The following is a 20,009-nucleotide window of genomic DNA, read 5'->3' as shown; positions in this document are numbered from 1 at the left end:
TATCTAGGCGTGATCGTGCCACACCAGCAAAAGGAAGCGCCACCAGGTCGAAAGATAAGGCCCCTTCCGAGGTTTTCTGTGCGAGCGAACGGCGGCACATCCGTCAGTATCGTAGGACGGGGTGCGCGTGTCTCGTCCTTTAAAATTGGCGACCCTGTAACTCTCGTTGTTGGCAAGCAGTTGGAAAGCAATCGCGAGGATATAGTCCAAATTGCAGCGCGTCCGGAAGGATCAAAGTGGGACTGCACAGATGCTGGATCTGGCATCGTCTCACGCGTGGCATCAGAAGAACAGCGTACGAAGATTTTCATCAATCGCGACATCGAAGTTGGAATCGACGACAGTGCCTGGGTCGGATCTCAACCTCCATCTTTAGGCCAGGGCGTTTCTTTTCGGACCACACAAAACCAAAAGACGGGTCGAACGGATATATTCGCCGTTGCGCCCGGCCCGCGTCCAGATGTTGATGTACGGGTGGCAAATGGTCACCTGAGGCGGAACGCCAAAGGATTTGCGTTTGTCGACGATGGCTTTGTTCCTCCGCATCTAGTTGAAAGCGTCCCAGCGGATGTTAATGACGTAGCCGCAGTACTGGTTTATGCCAAGCATCCTAAGGAAGAGCGATATGGATGGCGCGCCGTGGCACTTAGTCCTGGATGACTGCTTTCCGAAGATCCCCCAGTACTGCAAGCAAACACCGGACATCTCCCTCCCGCAATGGTCGTCAGTGACAGATTGAGGCCTATCGAGCTGAAAGCCTGGCCCGCTGCTCATCCCACAGCGCTGGCGGATCAACCGCCAGATCAAACAGCGTGACGTGGTTCGGCAATGCGTCGTCCAGGATGGCCGCCACGATGTCGGGTGCCAGCGTGGTCAGGTTGACCATCCGGCTGACGTAGCTGTTGTCGATTCCTTTCCGCGTGGCGATCTCCTTCAAGGACTTCGCATCTCCTGACTCCAGCATCGCCAGCCAGCGGTGGCCCCTGGCCAGCGCCAGTTGGATGGAGGTCGGTGCTACGTCCCACGGTCTAACCGGCGCGGTTTCGCCGTTTGGCAAGGTGACCAGCTTGCGGCCGCTGCGGCGTTTGATCTGGATCGGCACGGACAAGGTCAGCCTGCCGTCGCTGGTCTGCAGGATGTCGGGCTCGCCGGTCTTCTGGATGCGGATGTCGCTCATGCCAGTGCTTCCACTTGTTGCTCGACCGGCTCGGGGCGCAGCTCCAGCACCAGGCGTTCGATGCCGTTGGCGCGCAGCCGCACTTCGAGGTCGTTGGGTGACACGATGACTTTCTCGACCAGCAGTTTCACGATCCGGGTCTGCTCGGCCGGGAAAAGTTGATCCCAAATCGCGTCGAGCCGGGTCATGGCCACGGTGATCTTCGCCTCGTCCAAGGTTGGATCGAGCTTGATCGCCTGCGGCAGCATGTCGCCGAGTAGATTCGGGGCACGCAGGATCGCGCGCAATTGGTCGAGTACCGCCGACTCAAGTTCGGCGGCCGGCAAGCGAGGCAGGCCTGAGGCGCCCGCGTGCTCCTTGGCGTCACGCTGAGGCACGTAGTACCGGTACCGACGGCCATTCTTCTTGGTCGTGTGCCACGGCGACAGTGCCCGACCATCGTTGCCGAACACGATGCCCTTGAGCAGATACGCCACGGTTGCCCGCGTTGCGTTGCCTCGCACCCGGCCATTGGTGGCCAGGATCGCGTGGACGCTATCCCACAGTTCGCGGCTGATGATGGGCGGGTGCTCCGCCTGGTACCACTGGTCCTTGTGCCGCAACTCGCCAAGGTAGGTCCGGTTGCTGAGGAGCTTGTAGATGTGGCCCTTGTCGATCGGTCTGCCCTCGCGGGTCTTGCCGTCTTGCGTGGTCCACGCCTTCGACGTCACGCCATCCAGTTTCAGCTCCTTGACCAGCGCCGTACTGGAGCCGAGTTCAACGAAGCGCTGGAATATGTGCCGGATCAGTTTGGCCTCGCGTTCGTTGGGCACCAGTCGGCGGTTCTCGACGTCGTAGCCCAGCGGTGGCACGCCGCCCATCCACATGCCCTTGCGCTTGCTGGCTGCGATCTTGTCGCGGATGCGTTCGCCGGTGACCTCGCGCTCGAACTGGGCGAAGGACAGCAGGATGTTCAGCATCAACCGACCCATCGAGGTTGTCGTGTTGAACTGCTGGGTGACCGACACGAACGACACCCCATAGCGTTCGAACACTTCGACCATCTTGGAGAAGTCCGCCAGGCTGCGCGTAAGGCGATCGATCTTGTAGATGACGACCACGTCGATCTTGCCGGCCTCGATGTCCGCCATCATGCGGCGCAGCGCCGGACGTTCCATGTTGCCACCGGAGAAGGCCGGATCGTCGTAGTCGTCGGCTACTGGAATCCAGCCCTCGGCGCGCTGGCTGGCGATGTAGGCGTGACCGGCGTCGCGCTGGGCATCGATCGAGTTGTATTCCTGGTCGAGTCCTTCGTCGGTGGACTTGCGCGTATAGACCGCGCAGCGCATGCGGCGCTTCAAGACTTCGCTCATCGTCCACCTCGCTTCTTGGTGGACGGCTTAGTCTTGGCATTGGATGGCGGCCTGAGCCCAAAGAACAGGGGCCCGGACCAGCGCATGCCAGTGATCTCGCGGGCGATCATCGAGAGGCTCTGGTACATCCGGCCTTGGAAATCGTACTGACCATCGGCGGTTGCGATCACGCGGTACTCGACGCCTTTGTATTCCCGGACCAGCACGGTGCCGGCGGCCGGACGGTAATCGCGATCGCGCTTTTTCACCTTGCCGGTTTCCACCAGGGATTCGATGCGACGCTGATTCCGATCCAGCAGGTTGGCGTCGATCTTGCGGAACTCTGCCTCTTGCAGCCGGTACGCAATGCGGCGTTCAAGGAACTGGCGGTTGTGGGTGGGCGTGTCGCCGCCGACCAGCTTCTGCCAGAGCGCCCGGATCTCTGCCATGGGCAGCTCTGGCAACCTGGCGATTTGTGCTGCCACCGATGGCGGCGTTGAAAGTGACGTGCTCATTTGGACTCCGTAGTTGTCTTGTTGACGGGGTCTGAATGAACGCGCTGGTTGCCAGAGAAGCCAAGCTCAAACTCGCTCGCTTCGGCGACGTGTGCGGACTGTTCCGCGACGCAGATCCGCATGCGTGCCAGGCCGTTGGCCAGCAACGACGCGATCTCGTGGCGACGCTGCTCCGGCGTCATCCGCTCGGGCGGTAGATGGTTGATTTGATGCATGGGTAGCGGTCCTTTCCGTCAAACTCAGATGCAGTGAAATTGTCCGGATGGACTGCCGCCGACACCATGAGGGAGTTTCGAAGGCGTGCGGGCTGGTGCGGGCTATTGCGGAAAGCGGGTCCCGTTCAGCTCGACAAATGACGCGCGAGGATCGTACTCATAAGCGAGTTTCCGGGCTGCGCACCGGCGGTCATCGCCCGGATCTGCTCGTTGATGCGATGGGCAGGCACACCCGCGCCGGCGGCCGCCTGCATCACCGCCGCATACGCATCGAGCACATCACCGCCGGTGATCTCGTAACCGTGGCCGCGCGAGATCCAATGCAGTGCAGCCAGTCCCGCCGCCAGCGCGAATGCTGGCTGCTTCTCGGCGTAGTCACGGGCAGCGCGTGTCAGCGTGCGTGGATCGGTCGGGCTGCGCGTACCCAGCTCGATCGCCACATCAAACAGGCCCGCATCCTTGGCAGCGGCGAACCACTTGCCCTCGGCCCCAGGCGTGCTGGCCACCAGGTCGCGTAGGATCTCTTCCGGCTGCTTGTGGGGATACTTCTTGGCGATGGCGCGAAACGTTGCCAGATTCGTTGTGCCCTGATTTGCCTCGATGGCATAGCGTCGGTAGGCCTCGTCGAGCAAACCGGAGGACAGCAGGATCTCTTCGCAGGCCTGGGCAATCTGCCAGCCAGGATCATTGATACCGCGCGACTCCTCGGCGTAGCGGATCGCCTCCGCCTTCCTGCCCATCGCCGACAACGCTTTCACACCCCAGCGCCGATCGTGCCACCACTTGAACGGCGCCTTGTCGAGCAACGCCAACAGTTCCTGGTGGCGGCCCGCCACGCACATCGATGCCAGGCAAGCGCTGGTGCCTTTGAAGAATCCATGTCCGGATGCCTTCGGGCTCCACACGCTCTCGACGACCGGCAAAAACTCATCGGCCCAGTGCGACGCCAGTTCCGGCGTTACGCACAACTCGCCCCAATAATCGCCGAGCAGTTCGATGTAGGGCATCTCGTCGTCCTGCAGCGCTTGCCACAAGCGTTCGAGCCAGCGTTGTCGCAGCTTCGGCTCGACGTCAGCCTTGACGATGATGGGCACCAGGGTATCGATGGCCTTGTTGACGGCCGAACCCAGTGCGCCCGATGAACTGTCCACCTGTTCCAGCGCCGGCGAGAGCTTTTCCAGCAGGGTGATGGCTCCCTCAGCTGCGATTACAGGCTCCTTGCGGGCGACCTGCTTGATCTCCGTGATGGCTTCCTTGATCCGCTGTACCGGCGTGTCGGAGCGCCAGCCAAATGCATGCCGGCGAAAACGGGAAGCGAATTGCCACTTGTGGGCGCTCATGATCGATCCACCATGAGCTATCGCACCGGGTACTGGCCGTTGCGGATGAAGCGATCGTAAGTGTCTTCCTCCGGTTCCTCATCATCGTGCCGCGCTCCCTGCCACTCGGCCTCGGGCAGCAGTAGCAAGGTCAGTGTGTAGTCGTACTGACCCGCGACGCGCGTCATTTCCGTGACCGGCATGCTGGCAGGTTCACGGGCAAACCAGGACTGGGCGCGCCCCGTCCGGTTGTCGCACATGTCAAAGGCGTTGTAGCTGTGCGCCAGCGCATCGTGCGGTAGCTCGATGGTGTTCTTGCGCGTCGCGAAGTAGGCGCCGGACCTGAGCGCCGCCTTGTTCGACTTGGCCCAGAGCATGTGATCGTCGCGGCTGGCCACGAGCACCGCTCGTTTGGGCGCGATCTCGGTCCAGCGCAGGGCAGCAGCTGTCAGCGATACCCCATAGCGGTCGGCGCAGTGGCCGAGCAGATCGAAACTGACCGGTTGACCGTCCACCTGCCGCCGGAAGTCGTCCAGCGGCATCAGCAGGGTCGAAGCAAACAAATCCGCCTCGGCCTCGATGTCGCGCTCGTTGTTGTCTCCCGTCTCGATGTCGTCGTCGCCGCATTCGAAGAGGTCCTGCTGGTGACGGTGCAGGATGTAGTGGCCGAACTCATGCGCGATCGTGAAGCGCTTTCTGCCTTCTGACGGGGTGGCACTGTTGTAGAGGACCAGCCACTTCGAGCGCGCCTTGTTGGCCTTCAGCAAACCATCAAAACCGTCGAGATCCTCGCCCCGAACCGTGTCGATCGGCGAGTCTGCAAAGCACTGGCGAGAATACTCCAACGCCAGCTCGTCAACCTTGACCGGAAAGCGATCCGCACCGAGCACCGTGTTGAGCATGGACGAGATGCGGTTGGCCTCGGCCATGGGCTTTTTCGCGTCCGTCATTCATCTTCCCAGGCATCGAGGATCTTGCGGATCTTCTTCTTGTCCGGCTCGGACATGTTCTTGTACTTACGGAAGAAGGCCTCGTCGAGCACTTCCTCGTCCGGGGTGGTTGCCGACTCGGTCAGCAGGAACTCCGTGGTGACCTCGAGGACGGTGGCAATCTTGCCGATCTTCTCGGCCGATGGTTTCGGATCGTCTTTGTTTTCCAGTTCCCAGATGTAGCTCTTGCTGGAGTCGGTCAGTTCGGCCAACTGTTCCAGGCTGAGCTTCTTTTGCTTCCGCAATGCGCGGATCTTGTCCCCCAGGGGCGATGGCACCGGTATTTCCTCATTTGTTGGCTTCAATCCGAACATAATACCACTACGCCGAACGTTTTCGTACCTGCTTGACAAACCCCTAACCGCTCCGCGACAATCCGAATCGTTCGGTACACCGAACGCCATCGGTCTGCACACCCCAACAAGAAGAAGGGGCCGTCGAGGCTGATAACAAGCCGATCCAAACCTTTGAGGGGTAAGTAGATGAACGATGCAGAAAACCTGAGCAAGCTCCTGGGCCACCTGCCGCCGGCGGTGTTCCGTGAATTCATGGTGGATGAATTCGGTCTGGCCATGCCGGATGTGGACGCCAAGAAGCCCAAGAAAGAGCAGCGTGAACCGATGGAAGCTGTGCTCGCGGCTCTTGGGGTGGGCGAGCGGCAGCGGATCGAGGAAGTGGCCGAACGAATCGTGCTCTTGTCGGACGGCGCCGGCCAGGACGTCATCGACGGCTTCAAGGACGACATTTTCGATGACGCCGCCCGGGAAGCCTTCGCTGCGATCCCGAACCAGTACCAGCGGGCGCTGTGGCTTCATATCAACGAGCCCGCGCTCTTCGAGGAAGCGCTGAACGCCCGGCAGGCCGACGTGTTTCGGCAAAGCGCCTCTTGCTACTCGGGCTTCATGGCGCCCGCCAACCTTGCTGTACTCGACGATGCAGCTGCCAAGACGGCGTTCCACCAGACCGTGGCCCAACAACTCGGGTGCTCCGATGACGCCGTCGCGATCCAGATCTTCAAGCGCCTGCGGCCCGATACGCAGACCGGCGAAGACGTGGACCTCTACCAGATCAGCATCCACCACAACCGCCCACCGGAAATCATCGACTGCGTGCAGGCCAGCGAACTGGTGCCACAAGAGGTGATCCGTGCGGTTTCATCGCACATCACCTATGAGCCGGCCAATGGACACCTGGAGGTGCTGTCAAAGGATACGGATGGGCGCGAAGCGCTGGCCCGAATCGTGGCCGACTCCCTGCTGCAATCGCCCATCACCGGCGAGAAGATCCCGCTCAAGCAGTACGACTACCAGAGCCTGGCGGCGCCGCGAAACTTCGACTTGGCTGGCGAGCCCGTGGCCTATGTCAAGGCCGTCGAGCTCGGCTATTCCGCTGCAAACGGCCGCTCGCTTCTCGTGAAAATCTGGACCAAGGACGTCGACGACATCTACGCCGCTGCTCGGTCGTTGATCAGCCCCACCTTCGACTTCCGCGATCACCACCTGAACTACGCCAAGCTGTCCATCAAGCTGAAAAAGGTCGGCAAGGACCGCGCGCGGACGATCACCGTGATCCTGCGTGACGACAACAAGTGCAACATCAAGACGAAGCGGGAAAAGGACCGGGCGCTGTGCGATCGCCTGCTCGCCAAATGGCATCTGGTGAAGGAGATTGGCCATGTCGTCGAAGCCCCTGCCGACGCAGTCGCTGCTTGAGCTGATCGACCTGTTCGAGCAGTCTGGGCAGCCGATTGCCGATGGCGACGGACAGCGGCTTCGTGGGTTGCCCGGGTGGAGTTTTCTTGGACGGACATCTTTGACGCCGAAGCTGCTGGAGCAGTGGACCGACTGCGTCGGCTACGCCGGGAGCTACCCAGCATCGCTTGATGACGATCTCGTTCAAGTCGACCTGACTGAAGATGACCAAGCTGATCGATATCGCTACCGCTGCCCTGAGACTTTTCGGTGGAAGTTTGTCCCCGCCGCCGAAGTCGCCGTCTACAGCGTTCGGCCAGCTGCAATCCTGAGCACAATTGCCGATCTCCTGGGTATCGCGCAGGCTCTGCGAAAAGGGATCGATGCGCCGCTTCTGGACGATGCCCTTTGGCATTTGGGAAAGGCTCGAATCGGGCACGCCTTGACAGACGTCTGGCTCGTTCGCGGCTTGGCGCACTCCGTCGAAGATGTGTTCCGCCACTTCAGCCAGACAAGTCTTCCTGACCAGGGTCTGGTCTTGTCGTCTGGCAGCGTATTGCCGCAGTTTGTGCGCCCACCTCGCAGTTACCGATTCGCATCGCTACGAGCTGCAATCGTCGACTACGTCGCCACGCCGTGCATCGACATGGATCTTCTGCATCGCATCCTGGCCGCTCCGCCCGATGGCGCGATCCGCCCCGTGTTGCCGGTGCACTTTGACGAATACACCAACACGCTGACCATCCGCACCAAGACCAAGCCCTGGACGATCAAGGGCGAGCGTCAGGCTGCAGCCGTCCGCTACATGTTCGAGCAGGCCATCAACGACAGGTGGATTCTCTCAGCCGCTGAAATTCTCGACGCAGCCTATGCCGACAAGAAGACGGCGCGCAGTCAGCGCATGCAGAACCTGTTCAGTGGCAACACCGACTGGGAGGACTACATCGACAACCCTGAGAAGGGGAAGTATGGCTTCCGCCGAGATTGACCAGCCACCAGTTGGCAGCACCACGCACAGCCGCCTTCGGGCGGTTTTTTGCTTTCTGGGCCCCGCTTTTCCCCTCAGCGGCTGCGCCCGCACACCAGCCCGTACATGGCGGCGGCGGACGCCCGTACAGGCCGACTTCGAAACTGACCTCACGAATTCGCAACAACCAGAAGGAGTGCATCGTGAGTGTCAAACATCTGAATCAAGGCCAGTTGGCCGAACGTTGGGGAGTCAGCGAAGCAACGCTTGAACGCTGGCGCTCTGAAGGCATCGGCCCAGTATTTCTGAAGCTCCAAGGCCGCGTCCTGTACCGCATCGAGGACATCGAAGCCTACGAGACAGAGAGCCTGCGCAAGAGCACCTCCGAACGCGTTAATGCCGGAGGCGCCCTATGAACCGCATCTCCCCCGACGAGGTCCTGACCACCCCTGCCGGCGAGCTCGCTGCGCTTGCCAGCGAATCGCTGTTCCAGCTGAAGAACGATGCCGCTGATCTCCTGGCTGCAGCCAAGGCGATCGTCGAGCACGTCGATCGCGCACTGGATCTCAAGTACGCCGACCGCGCACACCAGCTGCGATTGGCGGCAGGCAAGGACACCGGCGTCGTCCATTTCGACGACGGCCATGTCCGCATCACCGCCGATCTTCCCAAGAAAGTCGACTGGGATCAGACACGGCTCGCCGAGATCACCCGTCGCATTGCAGCCAACGGTGATGACCCATCCGAGTACGTGGACACCAGCTACCGGATCTCGGAAACCAAGTTCAACGCGTGGCCTGAGTCGCTCAAGAGCGCCTTCGCCCCGGCACGCACCCTCAAGACCGGCAAGCCGGGCTTTCGTCTCGCTCTGCTTCAGGAGTAATCGCCATGAAAACCAAACCTACGCTGCTCGAACTGCTTCGCAAACAGCCGGAGATGTACCTGCGGGATCTGCCCGAAACCATCCGCATCCCAGCGCTGGACGGCAACCGCCCCGACGAAGTCGTGCGTCGCCTCGAGGACGCCACCATCGATGACGTGGCATTCGCGATCCAGGGCATGGAGTCCGAAACCCGCGTTATCCATCGACGCCTGAGTGGTCTACGCGACCTGTACGAAATGGCCCGCAAGCGTGGCACACTCGGCATGACCACCGTTGCTGACGCGTTCGCCAACATCAGCACCGAGGAGGCCGGCAAATGAGTCTCCCCATCATTACTGCAGACCAGCGCCTGGCCGAGCGCCGTGGCGTGAAAGGCGTGCTCGTCGGCAAGAGCGGCATCGGCAAAACCTCGCAACTCTGGACGCTGAAACCCACTGCCACGCTGTTCTTTGATCTTGAGGCTGGTGATCTCGCGGTCGAGGGTTGGGCGGGTGACACGATCCGCCCGCGCACTTGGCAGGAGTGCCGTGACTTCGCGGTGTACATCGGTGGACCGAACCCGGCGCTGCGCGACGACCAGCCGTTCAGCCAAGCCCACTTCGATGCCGTATGCGCGCGCTTCGGTGATCCGGCCGTGCTGGACAAGTACGACACCGTGTTTGTCGACTCCATCACCGTGGCCGGTCGCCTGTGCCTGCAATGGTGCAAGGGTCAGCCACAGGCCTACTCCGAGAAGACGGGCAAACCCGACAGCCGGGGTGCATACGGGCTGATGGGCCAGGAAATGATCGCCTGGCTGACCCACCTGCAGCACACGCGCGGCAAGAACGTCTGGTTCGTCGGCATCCTCGACGAGCGCCTCGACGATTTCAATCGCCGCGTGTTCTCGCTGCAGATCGACGGCTCCAAGACCGGCCTCGAACTGCCCGGCATCGTCGATGAGGTCGTCACCTTGGCTGAGCTGAAGGCCGATGACGGCGCCAGTTACCGCGCCTTCGTCTGCCACACGCTGAACGCATGGGGCTACCCCGCCAAGGACCGCTCCGGGCGGCTCGATCCGATCGAGGAGCCGCACCTCGGCCGCCTCATGGAAAAGATCGCCGGCCCGGCCAGGCCCGCTACCGAACGGCTCGATTTCGCGCGCCCCGCGCCCGCTGCCATCCCCGAATCCACTTCGACTCAGGAGTCCTGATCATGACCTACTTCGATTTCAATTCCGCTTCCGAACAGACCTCTTTCGACCTGATCCCCAAAGGCACGCTGGTGCGTGTCCGCATGACCATCAAGCCGGGTGGCTTCGATGATCCGTCGCAGGGATGGACCGGCGGCTACGCCACCCGCAACGACAACACCGGCTCGGTGTACCTGAACTGCGAGTTCGTCGTGATGGAGGGTCCTCTTCATGACAACAAATGGGCCCGTCGCAAGATGTGGTCGCTGATCGGCCTGCACAGCCCGAAAGGCCCTGAGTGGGCCAACATGGGCCGCACCTTCGTCAAGGCGATCCTCAACTCAGCGCGCGGCGTTCATCCTGGCGACAACAGTCCTGCCGCGCAGAACGCGCGCCGCATCAGCGGGTTTGCCGATCTCGATGGCATCGAGTTTCTCGGCAAGGTCGACTGGGACAAAGACCAGAACGGCCAGGACAAGAGCGTGATCAAGGCTGCGATCACGCCCGACCACAAGGACTACGCCGCCCTCATGGGTGGCGCGCAGGGAGCGGCGAAAGCGCCTGCACCCGCAAACGGGTCGAACGCGTATGCCCAGGCCACGGGCCGTGCCTCCGTGCCGGGTCGCCCGAGCTGGGCACAGTAAAGGGGACGCCGCCGTGATGCTCCGCCCCCGCCAAGCCCTGCTGGTCGAGCGCTCCTTGGCGGCGCTCGCCCAACACGGCAACACACTGTCTGTTGGCCCCACCGGGTCCGGCAAAACCATCATGCTGTCGGCGGTGGCCGGCAGCTTGTTGGCTGAGCCGGATGCCAAGGCCTGCATCCTTGCCCACCGCGATGAATTGACCGGCCAGAACCTGAACAAATTTGCACGGGTGAATCCGGGCGTCAGCACGTCCGTGTTCGATGCCAAGGACAAATCCTGGTCCGGGCGCGCCACGTTCGCGATGGTGCAAACGCTGTCACGCGACAACCATCTCGCGGCTATCCCGATCCTCGAACTGCTGGTGATCGATGAAGCGCATCACGCCGCTTCGGCGTCCTACCGCCGCGTGATCGATCGGGTGCTGGACAAGAACCCGCGCGCCCAGATCTTCGGGGTGACCGCGACGCCTGCCCGCAGTGACGGGAAGGGACTGCGGGAGGTCTTCAGCAACGTCGCGGATCAAATCACCCTCGGCGAGATGATCGCTTCCGGCCACCTCGTGCCGCCACGTACGTTCGTCATCGACGTCGGCGCGCAGGAGCAATTGACGCGGGTGCGGCGCACGGCCACCGACTTCGACATGACGGAAGTCGAGGCCATTCTCAACAAGACGCCCATCACCGATGCCGTGATCCGCCATTGGCGCGAGAAGGCCGGCGACCGCAAGACGATCGTGTTCTGCTCGACCGTTGCCCATGCCGAGTGCGTGCGCCAGGCATTTCAGAATGTCGGTGTGTCCGCCGTGATCGTGCACGGTGAACTCTCAGACGCAGAGCGAAAAGCAAGACTGACCGACTACGAATCCGGCAACGCGCAGGTCGTGGTCAATGTGGCTGTGCTGACTGAAGGGTACGACTTCACGCCCACCTCCTGCGTTGTTCTTCTGCGACCGAGCTCGCACAAGTCGACGCTGACCCAGATGATCGGGCGCGGCCTGCGCACCGTTGATCCGGTCGAGCATCCGGGCGTCATCAAGACTGATTGCGTGGTCCTGGACTTCGGCACGGCGACGCTGATGCACGGCTCATTGGAGCAGGACGTCAATCTCGACGGACACCAGCATCACGGCGAAGCGCCTACCAAGGACTGCCCGTCCTGTGAAGCCACCGTCCCGCTCGGCTGCCGCGAATGTCCGCTGTGCGGATTCGTATGGGAGAACGAGACCACCGAGGAAGGTGATGCGCTGGCCGATTTCGTGATGACCGAGATCGATCTGCTCAAGCGCTCCAACTTCCGCTGGTGCGACCTGTTCGGCTGCGACGACGCACTGATGGCGACTGGCTTCAACGCCTGGGGTGGCGTCTTCTTCCTGAACGGCCGCTGGCACGCCGTGGGCGGAGGTAAGGATCTGCAGCCACGCTTGTTGGCTGTCGGCGACCGCACGGTTTGCATGGCCAAAGCCGACGACTGGCTGAACGACCGCGAGTCGGCGGACTCCGCGCACAAGACCCGGCGCTGGCTGAACGAACCGCCGACCGCGAAGCAACTCCAGTATCTGCCGCAGGCGCTGCGCGCCGACTTTGGCATGACGCGCTATCAGGCCTCGGCGCTGCTGTCCTTCCAGTTCAACAAGTCGTCGATTCAGCGCCTCGTGGTGGCTGCCAACGATGCCCACCGGGAGGCCGCGTGACAAATGATCAGGAAAGAACATTTGCACCGCCGTCAGGCGGCCCGAAGGGTGGCGTACAGGGATGTACGCCATGAAATGTGCAGTCTGCTCACGAAAGGCCAAGGGCTTCGGCTACTTCAATCCACGCCTGCCGCGCAGCGATCCACGACGTTACTCGGACCGCTGGGTGTTCTGCTCGATGCGCTGCCAGAACGCATTTTCGCGACTCATGGAAAAGACGGGAGGTCACATGATCGATCCCAGTGATATGGAGCTCGCCGCCATGACGTCCTGCCTGGCGCCGCTTGGCGAGTATGTCGGCTCCATCGGTATGCAGCGACCGCTGGCGGACTACAGCAAAGACGAAGTGCTGATGCTGATCGACGTAGTGGTGACTGCCTACCAGGAACACATGCTCGTCGAGCACGAGCGGATGGCAGAAAAGGATCGCGCCTTTCTTGAGGAGCGGCTCGCCCGGCAAGGCAAGCCGGGTTCGACGGGAGTGCCGTTCTGATGCTGGATTTCAATCACCGTCCCAAGATCCATGAGCTGATCGGCGTGCTCATCGACGCGGCACTAAGCGCCGACCGTGACAACCAATCCCGTCGCAACTACCTCGGTGCGTCGCGATTGGGCGTCGCCTGCGAGCGCGCGCTGCAATACGAGTATCTGCAAACCCCTGTCGATCCTGGCAGGGACATCCCGGGTCGCGTGTTGCGCATCTTCGAGGTGGGACACGCTCTCGAAGAGCTGGCCATTCGTTGGCTGCGCATGGCCGGATTCGATCTTTACACGCAAAAGGCCAGCGGCGGTCAGTTCGGCTTTTCCGTTGCAGGCGGCCGTATTCAAGGGCACGTCGATGGCGTCCTGAACGGCGGCCCCGCAGAGCTAGGAATGAGCTATCCGGCCCTGTGGGAGTGCAAGACCATGAACGACAAGTCCTGGCGGGATACGGTCAAGCACGGCGTCAGCAAATCCAAACCGGTCTATGCCGCGCAGATGGCCATCTATCAGGCCTACATGGAAGCCAGCATCCCGGGGATTTCCACGAACTCGGCGTTGTTTACCGCGATCAACAAGGACTCCGAGGAGATCTGGTTCGAGCTGGTGCCGTTCGATGGCGGCCTGGCGCAGCGGATGTCCGATCGCGCGGTTCGTGTCATCACGGCGACCGACAGCCAGGAACTGTTGCCGCGCCATGCGACTACACCGACGCATGTCGAGTGCAAGTTCTGCCCCTGGCAGGACCGCTGTCACCCGAGGGCGAACTGATCGCCTGCGTCTACCGCTACGACCCACCGACGGGCAAGGAATATCGCCCCTGGGATGTTCGTGCCCGCATGTGGCGCGCGCCCGACCCTAGGCCGCTCTACAACCTCCCGGTCATCTCGAGGGCGCGAGAGGTCGTCCTGGTCGAAGGCGAGAAGTGTGCGGCTGCATTGATCGCTTGCGGTATTGCGGCCACCACCGCGATGAACGGCGCCAAGGCTCCTGTCGACAAAACCGACTGGCATCCGTTGGCGGGGAAATCCGTGGTCATCTGGCCGGACCGGGATGCACCCGGCTGGGACTACGCCGAGAGCGCAGCGCGTGCTTGCGTGGCTGCGGGCAGCACATCCGTGGCCATCCTGGTGCCGCCCACCGACAAGCCACCCAAGTGGGACGCCGCAGACGCTGTCGACGAAGGGTTCGACTGCGCGGCATTCATCGCCCAGGCCGAACGCCGCGTGGTCAAGGCGGTGGCTGCCTCTCTGCCCACCTTCACGCTCGGCGAACTGCTCGACGACAACTCGCCGCTGCCGCCGGATCTGATCTCGCCGCGCGTGCTGACGCCCGCAGGCATGTTGGTGTTCGGCGGTGCGCCCAAGGTCGGCAAGAGTGATTTCCTGTTGTCGTGGCTGGCTCACATGGCGGCTGGCGCTGTGTTCCTCGGCATGCAGCCACCCCGTCCGCTGCGCGTGTTCTACCTGCAGGCCGAAGTCCAGTACCACTACTTGCGCGAGCGCGTGAAGGATGTGCGCCTGCCGTCCCACCGGCTGTTGGATGCTCGCGCCAACTTTGTCGCCACGCCGCAGTTGCGACTGGTGCTCGATGACGCCGGTCTGGCGCAGGTGATCCCAGCGATCGCGAAGGCTTTTGGCGGCGAGCCTCCTGACATCATCGCTATCGATCCGATCCGCAACGTGTTCGATGGCGGCGATGCCGGCGGAGAGAACGACAACGGCGCCATGCTGTTCTTCCTCTCGCAGCGGGTGGAGCGGATTCGCCAGGCGGTCAATCCCGACGCCGGGGTGATCCTCGCTCACCACACCAAGAAGCTAGGCAAGAAGCAGTTTGAGGAGGACCCGTTCCAGGCACTAGCCGGCGCAGGAAGCCTGCGCGGTTACTACTCGACCGGCATGCTGCTGTTCCGACCCGATGAAACGCGCACCACTCGCCAGCTCATCTTCGAGCTGCGCAATGGCGCGGGTATCCCGCAACGGCACGTCGACAAGATCAACGGTGAGTGGCGGGAAGTCGACGCCAACGAGCGGTTGGTGATGAAGGACTACGGCCAGCGCTTGGATGCCGAGCGCCGCCGCAAACGCGACGCGATCCTTCAGATCCTGTTCGAGGAGGCCGGCAACGGGCGCTGCTACACCGCCAACCAGTTCGCGGAGTCTTTCGAGGGCAAGGCCGGTCTGGGCGGCGAGCGCACCATCCGCGAACGCGTCTCTGCGCTGTCGACGCAGGGCTACATCAAGTATTTCCGCAACGCGGCTGACTACGGTCTGCCATCCAGCGGCCGCACCAAGTTCGGCTATCTCTGCGTCGAAGGCATGGTGCTGCGCATGCCAGCTGGCGATGTCGACACGGCCACTGGCGAGCTGCCGATGCGCGAGCACACGGTGCTCCCCACCCACTACAAGTGCCCGCATTCCGGCGCCTCGATGCCCGTCGAGAACCCAGATGTGTGGGTCTATCACGACGAACTGAACGATCCGGAGGCCCCATGAATATTGCCCAATCGGCAGTTGGCAGCGCCGTTGCCAACTGCACTCATTTCCTTTCCAACTACCCGCAGTTGGCAAACCCCTGCCAACTGGAAGTCCAGTCAGATCAAGGCATTGCAGGGGATGACCCGCAGTTGGCAGTTGGCATCGCTGCCAACTTGCCAACTGGCGCAAACCCGCGCCGTTGCTGGACTTTCTCCCTTTCTCCAGTTGGCGAAAACTCCCCCTCCTACTACGTAGGAGAGGGACCAGGGGGTCCCTCTGCCCTACGTCGGGGACTTGCCGGCCACCCGGGCTCAGATCATCGGCGGCCATCCGTGCCCTCGATCCTGGCACTGGACCTTGGCACCCAGACCGGCTGGGCAGTACGCGATCGCGACGGCGCCGTGACCAGCGGAACGGAATCCTTCAAGCCGCAGCGATTTGAGGGTGGCGGCATGCGCTACCTGCGCTTCAAGCGCTGGCTCACCGAGATCAAGCAGTCCTGCGATGGCATCGAAGCGGTGTACTTCGAGGAAGTCCGCCGCCACGCCGGCGTCGATGCAGCACACGCCTACGGCGGGTTCATGGCCCACCTCACCGCATGGTGCGAGCACCACCAGATCCCGTACCAGGGCGTTCCGGTGGGCACGATCAAGAAGCACGCCACCGGCAAAGGCAATGCGAGCAAGGACCAGATGATCGGTGCCGTTCGGTTGCTTGGCCACACGCCTGCCGACGACAACGAAGCCGATGCCATTGCCCTCCTGCACTGGGCGATCGAGACGCAGGAGGCGTGAGATGAAGGTTCCGACTCCCGCATACCGCTGTGCCCTGGCTCGACTGCAGCCCGATCCGCGACCCGATCCGGAGCAGATCAAGCGCGAGGGCTGGCGCGACCAAAAGATCCTGGTGATATCGCCCGACGACACGCGGCTCGACTGGGTCGAACGTGAACTGCTTCGCCGGATCGGCGATCGGCTGTATGGGCCGAAGGAGCGTCGACATGGCTGAGTGGACGATCGAGACTGTGGCGGACCGATTCATCGAGGCCGCACGAACCGCCCGCCGCCTTCCTCCGGTTCGGGTGCAGGGCTACTTCAACTGCTGGCCGGCGATCAAGCGCATGCCCTGGGAAAACCTGGGAGCTGAGCCACGGGTCTACCGCTTTCCTCCCGACCCTGCTGCCATCGACCGGATGCTGGAGACCATGCGGTGGGTTCAGTGGCTGGAAGAAGAACAGCGACGCCTCGTCTGGATGCGAGCACAGCGCTACCCGTGGAAGGAGATCTGCTGCCGCTTCTGCTGCGACCGCACGACCGCCTGGCGTCGTTGGCAGAAGGCCCTGGATATCATGGTCACCAGGCTGAATGCCGGGGGTGGCAACCTTTATCATCAGGTGATATAGTTAGGCATGAGACGAGATACAGCGATTGATACCTTGCTTGATCTCCACGGCTCAATCCTAGATCAGGGGGGCGGCTATTGGATCAAGCTGGAGGCATGGCAAGTCCAAATGTCCGATGAGATTCCCCACGGGATTCGGTATTCGTTGACACTGCACGAACCCTATGGGAAGCGAATCCTTGGGTATGACAATGCTCACGCCGTAAAGCCGCCCAAGAACTTCAAGTACGCCGGGCGCATCCTGGCCTATGACCACAAGCACCGGCATGTCTCAGACAAGGGCGTGCCTTACGAATTCAAGGACACGCAGCAACTGATCAATGATTTTTTCGCAGACGTGGACCGCGTTCTGCTGGAGGTGAAGAAACGATGAAAGCGATTGTGATCGGCATCATGCCGCAAGAGAAGATCCGCGAGCGGGTTCTGGCCATCGCGCGGGGCGATTACAAACCGAAATCAAGTGAACCGAAAGTCTGGTTCACGTCCATGAAGTCGCTGGCTGAGGTGCTGAGCGATGACAATCGTGCTTTGCTGAAGGTCATCACCGAAACTAACCCGGAGTCGATTTCCGCACTTGCCGAAACTACTGGCCGCAAGACTGGCAACCTGTCGCGCACACTCAAGACGATGTCCAACTACGGGATCGTCGATCTGAAACGTGAAAAGAATCATGTGCGCCCTGTGGTCAAGGCGACCGAGTTCCGCATCGTGGCGGCATGACGCGATCTCCGGTCATGGCAAAGAAGAGGCGGAACAGCCCGATTCTGCGAGAGATGCACGAGACCGCACGAGGCCTGTCGGAGATCGGTCTGATCGACGATCAACGCATGGCTGAGTTTGATGCGCTCTGCCGCAAAGCTGAAATGAAACCCATTGGCCCGACGAAAACTCGCGGCCAATCGAACTGTGCGGATGAGGTTTCGTGAAATAGCAAACAGTTGCGAAGCCATTCAGAGTCCTGCGTAACGGTGCGGGTTTCAGTCACTTTGGGGCGTGCAACATCCTGGGGTTTTTTCGCTAGTATTACGGCTAATGTTGCGAGCATTGGGTGCGTGACGGCCACGGAGCGATCTGTGGCCTTCGTCGTTTCCGGCCCGCGATGGCCACGACCCGTTGCGACGGGTCCTTCCCGGCCAGAAAGCAATGCGGGGGGCGCGAGCGCGGCGCTTTTTTAGCGTCAGACTGCAAACCTAGGTTTGCAGGGTTTGCAGTTTGCACCCGCCCCATCCAGCACACATCACGAACCCGCCCACGGTTACCCCGTCGGCGGGTTTTCTTTTTCGAGGAACCGATTCTGAACACGCTCAACGTCGAGTACCGCAAGGTCGAGGCGCTGATCCCCTATGCCCGCAATCCGCGCACGCACACCGATGAGCAGGTAGCCAAGATCGCCGCCAGCATCGTCGAGTACGGCTGGACGAACCCGGTTCTAGTGGATGGCGACAACGGCATCATCGCTGGCCACGGCCGCATGGCTGCCGCGCGCAAGCTCGGACTCGATGAAGTGCCGGTGATTGAACTCGCTCACCTGTCACCATCACAGAAGCGCGCCTACGTCATCTCCGACAACCGGCTGGCGCTCGATGCGGGCTGGAACGAGGAACTGCTTGCGCTGGAGTTGGCTGAGCTGTCCGACGCCGGGTACGACCTAACGCTGACCGGTTTTGAGGATGCTGAGATCGCAGCACTGCTCGAAGACGATGCGAGAACCGAAGAAGTTGCCCGAGAACAAGACGCCGATGAACCGGACGCCGCAGACGACGTGCCGGATGCACCTGTGTTGCCGGTGTCCCGCACCGGCGATGTCTGGGCAATCGGCACGCATCGCCTGATCTGTGGCGACGCCACCGACCCGATCGTGGTCGCTACGCTGATGCAAGGCGACGCGGCGCGCCTGTGCTTCACCTCGCCGCCCTATGGCAATCAGCGCGACTACACCTCCGGCGGCATCGTGGATTGGGATGGCCTGATGCGCGGTGTGTTCGGCAATGTGCCGATGGCCGACGATGGGCAGGTGCTGGTCAACCTCGGGCTGATCCACCGCGACAACGAAGTCATCCCGTATTGGGACGCGTGGCTCGGCTGGATGCGTGCACAAGGCTGGCGGCGCTTCGCGTGGTACGTCTGGGATCAGGGGCCGGGCATGCCTGGCGACTGGGCCGGACGCTTCGCCCCGAGCTTCGAGTTCGTCTTCCACTTCAACCGGCAGAGCCGCAAGCCCAACAAGATCGTGCCCTGCAAGCACGCAGGCCAGGAGTCGCACCTGCGCGCCGATGGCTCATCCACGGCCATGCGCAGCAAGGACGGCGAAGTCGGCGGCTGGACGCACAAGGGGCAGCCGACGCAGGACACCCGGATTCCCGACTCGGTGATCCGCGTGATGCGCCACAAGGGCAAGATCGGTCAGGACATCGACCACCCGGCCGTGCTCCCGGTGGCGCTGCCGGCGTTCGCCATCGAGGCCTACACGGATTCGGGCGACATCGTATTCGATCCGTTCGGTGGCAGCGGCACGACGATGCTGGCTGCCCAACGCACCGGTCGCGTCTGCCGCGCCGTCGAGATCGCGCCGGAGTACGTGGATGTCGCCATCAAACGCTTCCAACAGAACCATCCTGGCGTTCCGGTCACGCTGCTGGCCACCGGCCAATTCTTCGACGAGGTGGTCAATGAACGTCTGGCAACCACGGAGGCCGAGCAATGACCGCCTCTTGGTTTGCCGACAAGATCGAACAGTGGCCGACGGCCAAGCTGGTGCCCTATGCCCGCAACGCGCGCACCCACTCGGACGATCAGGTGGCGCAGATCGCCGCGTCGATTGCCGAGTTCGGATTCACCAATCCGATCCTGGCCGGTAGCGATGGCGTCATCGTGGCCGGGCACGGACGGCATGCGCTGTATCAGCAAGCCCGTGCTCGGCACCCGGGGCGCTGGTCAGGTAAGACACGCAACTGGGAGACCATCGGAGCGGTTATGCTCAATCCGGATCGGGAACAACCCGCACTGGATGAGGCGGCCTAAAAAACATGGTCGACGCGACAACTACCTTGAAAAACGCC

At 62.1% G+C, this 20,009-nt stretch carries 26 protein-coding genes; 19 read left to right on the top strand and 7 right to left on the bottom strand.

Going from position 1 to position 20,009, the window contains the following annotated elements:
* The coding region (locus NA637_RS19945; protein ID WP_256074296.1) for a hypothetical protein at positions 1 to 660 on the top strand (660 nt) is incomplete at its 5' end.
* A gap of 82 nt (positions 661 to 742) precedes the next feature.
* Here the strand turns inward: NA637_RS19945 and NA637_RS19940 are convergent.
* From NA637_RS19940 to NA637_RS19910, 7 genes are all read right to left on the bottom strand, one after another.
* Positions 743 to 1,177: a LacI family transcriptional regulator gene (locus NA637_RS19940; protein WP_256074295.1), complete on the bottom strand. Its 435-nt coding sequence runs from the start codon at positions 1,175 to 1,177 to the stop codon at positions 743 to 745.
* Positions 1,174 to 2,529, bottom strand: coding sequence for a recombinase family protein (locus tag NA637_RS19935; RefSeq protein WP_045531749.1), 1,356 nt, complete (start codon positions 2,527 to 2,529; stop codon positions 1,174 to 1,176). The genes NA637_RS19940 and NA637_RS19935 overlap by 4 nt, the downstream gene beginning before the upstream one ends.
* Complete coding sequence (locus NA637_RS19930) at positions 2,526 to 3,023, bottom strand: DUF2924 domain-containing protein (RefSeq protein ID WP_256074294.1); 498 nt, start codon at positions 3,021 to 3,023, stop codon at positions 2,526 to 2,528. The genes NA637_RS19935 and NA637_RS19930 overlap by 4 nt, the downstream gene beginning before the upstream one ends.
* Positions 3,020 to 3,238: a hypothetical protein gene (locus NA637_RS19925; protein ID WP_256074293.1), complete on the bottom strand. Its 219-nt coding sequence runs from the start codon at positions 3,236 to 3,238 to the stop codon at positions 3,020 to 3,022. The genes NA637_RS19930 and NA637_RS19925 overlap by 4 nt, the downstream gene beginning before the upstream one ends.
* Positions 3,239 to 3,363: 125 nt before the next feature.
* Entirely contained in the window at positions 3,364 to 4,578 is a 1,215-nt protein-coding gene (locus NA637_RS19920) for a hypothetical protein (RefSeq protein WP_256074292.1), read from the bottom strand.
* 17 nt (positions 4,579 to 4,595) lie between these two features.
* The gene (locus tag NA637_RS19915; protein WP_256074291.1) at positions 4,596 to 5,507 is read right to left on the bottom strand and encodes an ImmA/IrrE family metallo-endopeptidase; all 912 of its coding nucleotides are present in this window, start codon (positions 5,505 to 5,507) and stop codon (positions 4,596 to 4,598) included.
* Positions 5,504 to 5,824: a helix-turn-helix domain-containing protein gene (locus NA637_RS19910; protein ID WP_011112990.1), complete on the bottom strand. Its 321-nt coding sequence runs from the start codon at positions 5,822 to 5,824 to the stop codon at positions 5,504 to 5,506. Before NA637_RS19910 ends, NA637_RS19915 begins: the two co-directional genes overlap by 4 nt.
* Positions 5,825 to 6,028: 204 nt before the next feature.
* On the opposite strand from NA637_RS19910, the gene NA637_RS19905 reads away from it, so the two are divergent.
* The 18 genes from NA637_RS19905 (at position 6,029) to NA637_RS19820 (ending at position 19,971) form a co-directional block, all read left to right on the top strand.
* Positions 6,029 to 7,258, top strand: coding sequence for a hypothetical protein (locus NA637_RS19905; RefSeq protein ID WP_256074290.1), 1,230 nt, complete (start codon positions 6,029 to 6,031; stop codon positions 7,256 to 7,258).
* A 100-nt stretch (positions 7,259 to 7,358) separates the two neighbouring features.
* Positions 7,359 to 8,225, top strand: coding sequence for a hypothetical protein (locus tag NA637_RS19900; RefSeq protein WP_256074289.1), 867 nt, complete (start codon positions 7,359 to 7,361; stop codon positions 8,223 to 8,225).
* 182 nt (positions 8,226 to 8,407) lie between these two features.
* Positions 8,408 to 8,620 (top strand): helix-turn-helix transcriptional regulator, encoded by a 213-nt coding sequence (locus NA637_RS19895; RefSeq protein WP_256074288.1) that lies wholly within the window; start codon positions 8,408 to 8,410, stop codon positions 8,618 to 8,620.
* Positions 8,617 to 9,087, top strand: coding sequence for a hypothetical protein (locus NA637_RS19890; RefSeq protein ID WP_256074287.1), 471 nt, complete (start codon positions 8,617 to 8,619; stop codon positions 9,085 to 9,087). The genes NA637_RS19895 and NA637_RS19890 overlap by 4 nt, the downstream gene beginning before the upstream one ends.
* A 5-nt stretch (positions 9,088 to 9,092) precedes the next feature.
* Positions 9,093 to 9,407 carry a hypothetical protein gene (locus NA637_RS19885; RefSeq protein ID WP_256074286.1) on the top strand — a complete coding sequence of 105 codons (315 nt, stop codon included), beginning with the start codon at positions 9,093 to 9,095 and terminating at the stop codon, positions 9,405 to 9,407.
* Positions 9,404 to 10,279 (top strand): ATP-binding protein, encoded by an 876-nt coding sequence (locus tag NA637_RS19880; RefSeq protein WP_256074285.1) that lies wholly within the window; start codon positions 9,404 to 9,406, stop codon positions 10,277 to 10,279. The genes NA637_RS19885 and NA637_RS19880 overlap by 4 nt, the downstream gene beginning before the upstream one ends.
* Before the next feature lie 2 nt (positions 10,280 to 10,281).
* Complete coding sequence (locus NA637_RS19875; protein ID WP_256074284.1) at positions 10,282 to 10,902, top strand: hypothetical protein; 621 nt, start codon at positions 10,282 to 10,284, stop codon at positions 10,900 to 10,902.
* 16 nt (positions 10,903 to 10,918) lie between these two features.
* Positions 10,919 to 12,592, top strand: coding sequence for a DEAD/DEAH box helicase (locus NA637_RS19870; RefSeq protein WP_256074283.1), 1,674 nt, complete (start codon positions 10,919 to 10,921; stop codon positions 12,590 to 12,592).
* A gap of 70 nt (positions 12,593 to 12,662) precedes the next feature.
* Positions 12,663 to 13,085, top strand: coding sequence for a DUF6511 domain-containing protein (locus NA637_RS19865; RefSeq protein WP_256074282.1), 423 nt, complete (start codon positions 12,663 to 12,665; stop codon positions 13,083 to 13,085).
* A complete protein-coding gene (locus NA637_RS19860; protein ID WP_256074281.1) occupies positions 13,085 to 13,843 on the top strand; it encodes a PD-(D/E)XK nuclease family protein in 759 nt (252 codons plus the stop codon). Before NA637_RS19865 ends, NA637_RS19860 begins: the two co-directional genes overlap by 1 nt.
* The gene (locus NA637_RS19855) at positions 13,795 to 15,567 is read left to right on the top strand and encodes an AAA family ATPase (RefSeq protein WP_256074280.1); all 1,773 of its coding nucleotides are present in this window, start codon (positions 13,795 to 13,797) and stop codon (positions 15,565 to 15,567) included. Before NA637_RS19860 ends, NA637_RS19855 begins: the two co-directional genes overlap by 49 nt.
* Before the next feature lie 314 nt (positions 15,568 to 15,881).
* Positions 15,882 to 16,343: a crossover junction endodeoxyribonuclease RuvC gene (locus tag NA637_RS19850; RefSeq protein WP_256074279.1), complete on the top strand. Its 462-nt coding sequence runs from the start codon at positions 15,882 to 15,884 to the stop codon at positions 16,341 to 16,343.
* A gap of 1 nt (position 16,344) precedes the next feature.
* The gene (locus NA637_RS19845) at positions 16,345 to 16,557 is read left to right on the top strand and encodes a hypothetical protein (protein WP_256074278.1); all 213 of its coding nucleotides are present in this window, start codon (positions 16,345 to 16,347) and stop codon (positions 16,555 to 16,557) included.
* On the top strand, positions 16,550 to 16,951 hold the full coding sequence (locus NA637_RS19840; RefSeq protein WP_256074277.1) for a DUF6362 family protein: 402 nt from the start codon (positions 16,550 to 16,552) through the stop codon (positions 16,949 to 16,951). The genes NA637_RS19845 and NA637_RS19840 overlap by 8 nt, the downstream gene beginning before the upstream one ends.
* A 6-nt stretch (positions 16,952 to 16,957) precedes the next feature.
* Positions 16,958 to 17,323: a toxin-antitoxin system TumE family protein gene (locus tag NA637_RS19835; protein ID WP_256074276.1), complete on the top strand. Its 366-nt coding sequence runs from the start codon at positions 16,958 to 16,960 to the stop codon at positions 17,321 to 17,323.
* Between the two features lie 8 nt (positions 17,324 to 17,331).
* A complete protein-coding gene (locus tag NA637_RS19830; protein WP_256074275.1) occupies positions 17,332 to 17,670 on the top strand; it encodes a transcriptional regulator in 339 nt (112 codons plus the stop codon).
* Positions 17,671 to 17,998: 328 nt separating this feature from the next.
* A complete protein-coding gene (locus NA637_RS19825) occupies positions 17,999 to 19,654 on the top strand; it encodes a DNA methyltransferase (protein ID WP_256074274.1) in 1,656 nt (551 codons plus the stop codon).
* Positions 19,651 to 19,971, top strand: coding sequence for a ParB/Srx family N-terminal domain-containing protein (locus tag NA637_RS19820; protein ID WP_256074273.1), 321 nt, complete (start codon positions 19,651 to 19,653; stop codon positions 19,969 to 19,971). Before NA637_RS19825 ends, NA637_RS19820 begins: the two co-directional genes overlap by 4 nt.
* The last annotated feature ends 38 nt before the right edge of the window (positions 19,972 to 20,009 follow it).

This window comes from Stutzerimonas stutzeri (genome assembly GCF_024448935.1).
Taxonomy (GTDB): domain Bacteria; phylum Pseudomonadota; class Gammaproteobacteria; order Pseudomonadales; family Pseudomonadaceae; genus Stutzerimonas; species Stutzerimonas stutzeri_AO.
Note: the sequence above shows the minus strand (reverse complement) of the source record. Positions and strands in the feature narration are given on the sequence as shown.

Excerpts from the sequence above, each read along its gene's own strand:
- NA637_RS19935 (WP_045531749.1), bottom strand. The coding sequence starts at position 2,529 with ATGAGCGAAGTCTTGAAGCGCCGCATGCGCTGCGCGGTCTATACGCGC.
- NA637_RS19905 (WP_256074290.1), top strand. The coding sequence starts at position 6,029 with ATGAACGATGCAGAAAACCTGAGCAAGCTCCTGGGCCACCTGCCGCCG.
- NA637_RS19890 (WP_256074287.1), top strand. The coding sequence starts at position 8,617 with ATGAACCGCATCTCCCCCGACGAGGTCCTGACCACCCCTGCCGGCGAG.
- NA637_RS19865 (WP_256074282.1), top strand. The coding sequence starts at position 12,663 with ATGAAATGTGCAGTCTGCTCACGAAAGGCCAAGGGCTTCGGCTACTTC.
- NA637_RS19885 (WP_256074286.1), top strand. The coding sequence starts at position 9,093 with ATGAAAACCAAACCTACGCTGCTCGAACTGCTTCGCAAACAGCCGGAG.
- NA637_RS19925 (WP_256074293.1), bottom strand. The coding sequence starts at position 3,238 with ATGCATCAAATCAACCATCTACCGCCCGAGCGGATGACGCCGGAGCAG.
- NA637_RS19860 (WP_256074281.1), top strand. The coding sequence starts at position 13,085 with ATGCTGGATTTCAATCACCGTCCCAAGATCCATGAGCTGATCGGCGTG.
- NA637_RS19880 (WP_256074285.1), top strand. The coding sequence starts at position 9,404 with ATGAGTCTCCCCATCATTACTGCAGACCAGCGCCTGGCCGAGCGCCGT.
- NA637_RS19845 (WP_256074278.1), top strand. The coding sequence starts at position 16,345 with ATGAAGGTTCCGACTCCCGCATACCGCTGTGCCCTGGCTCGACTGCAG.
- NA637_RS19915 (WP_256074291.1), bottom strand. The coding sequence starts at position 5,507 with ATGACGGACGCGAAAAAGCCCATGGCCGAGGCCAACCGCATCTCGTCC.
- NA637_RS19820 (WP_256074273.1), top strand. The coding sequence starts at position 19,651 with ATGACCGCCTCTTGGTTTGCCGACAAGATCGAACAGTGGCCGACGGCC.
- NA637_RS19835 (WP_256074276.1), top strand. The coding sequence starts at position 16,958 with ATGAGACGAGATACAGCGATTGATACCTTGCTTGATCTCCACGGCTCA.
- NA637_RS19920 (WP_256074292.1), bottom strand. The coding sequence starts at position 4,578 with ATGAGCGCCCACAAGTGGCAATTCGCTTCCCGTTTTCGCCGGCATGCA.
- NA637_RS19840 (WP_256074277.1), top strand. The coding sequence starts at position 16,550 with ATGGCTGAGTGGACGATCGAGACTGTGGCGGACCGATTCATCGAGGCC.
- NA637_RS19930 (WP_256074294.1), bottom strand. The coding sequence starts at position 3,023 with ATGAGCACGTCACTTTCAACGCCGCCATCGGTGGCAGCACAAATCGCC.
- NA637_RS19940 (WP_256074295.1), bottom strand. The coding sequence starts at position 1,177 with ATGAGCGACATCCGCATCCAGAAGACCGGCGAGCCCGACATCCTGCAG.
- NA637_RS19875 (WP_256074284.1), top strand. The coding sequence starts at position 10,282 with ATGACCTACTTCGATTTCAATTCCGCTTCCGAACAGACCTCTTTCGAC.
- NA637_RS19870 (WP_256074283.1), top strand. The coding sequence starts at position 10,919 with ATGCTCCGCCCCCGCCAAGCCCTGCTGGTCGAGCGCTCCTTGGCGGCG.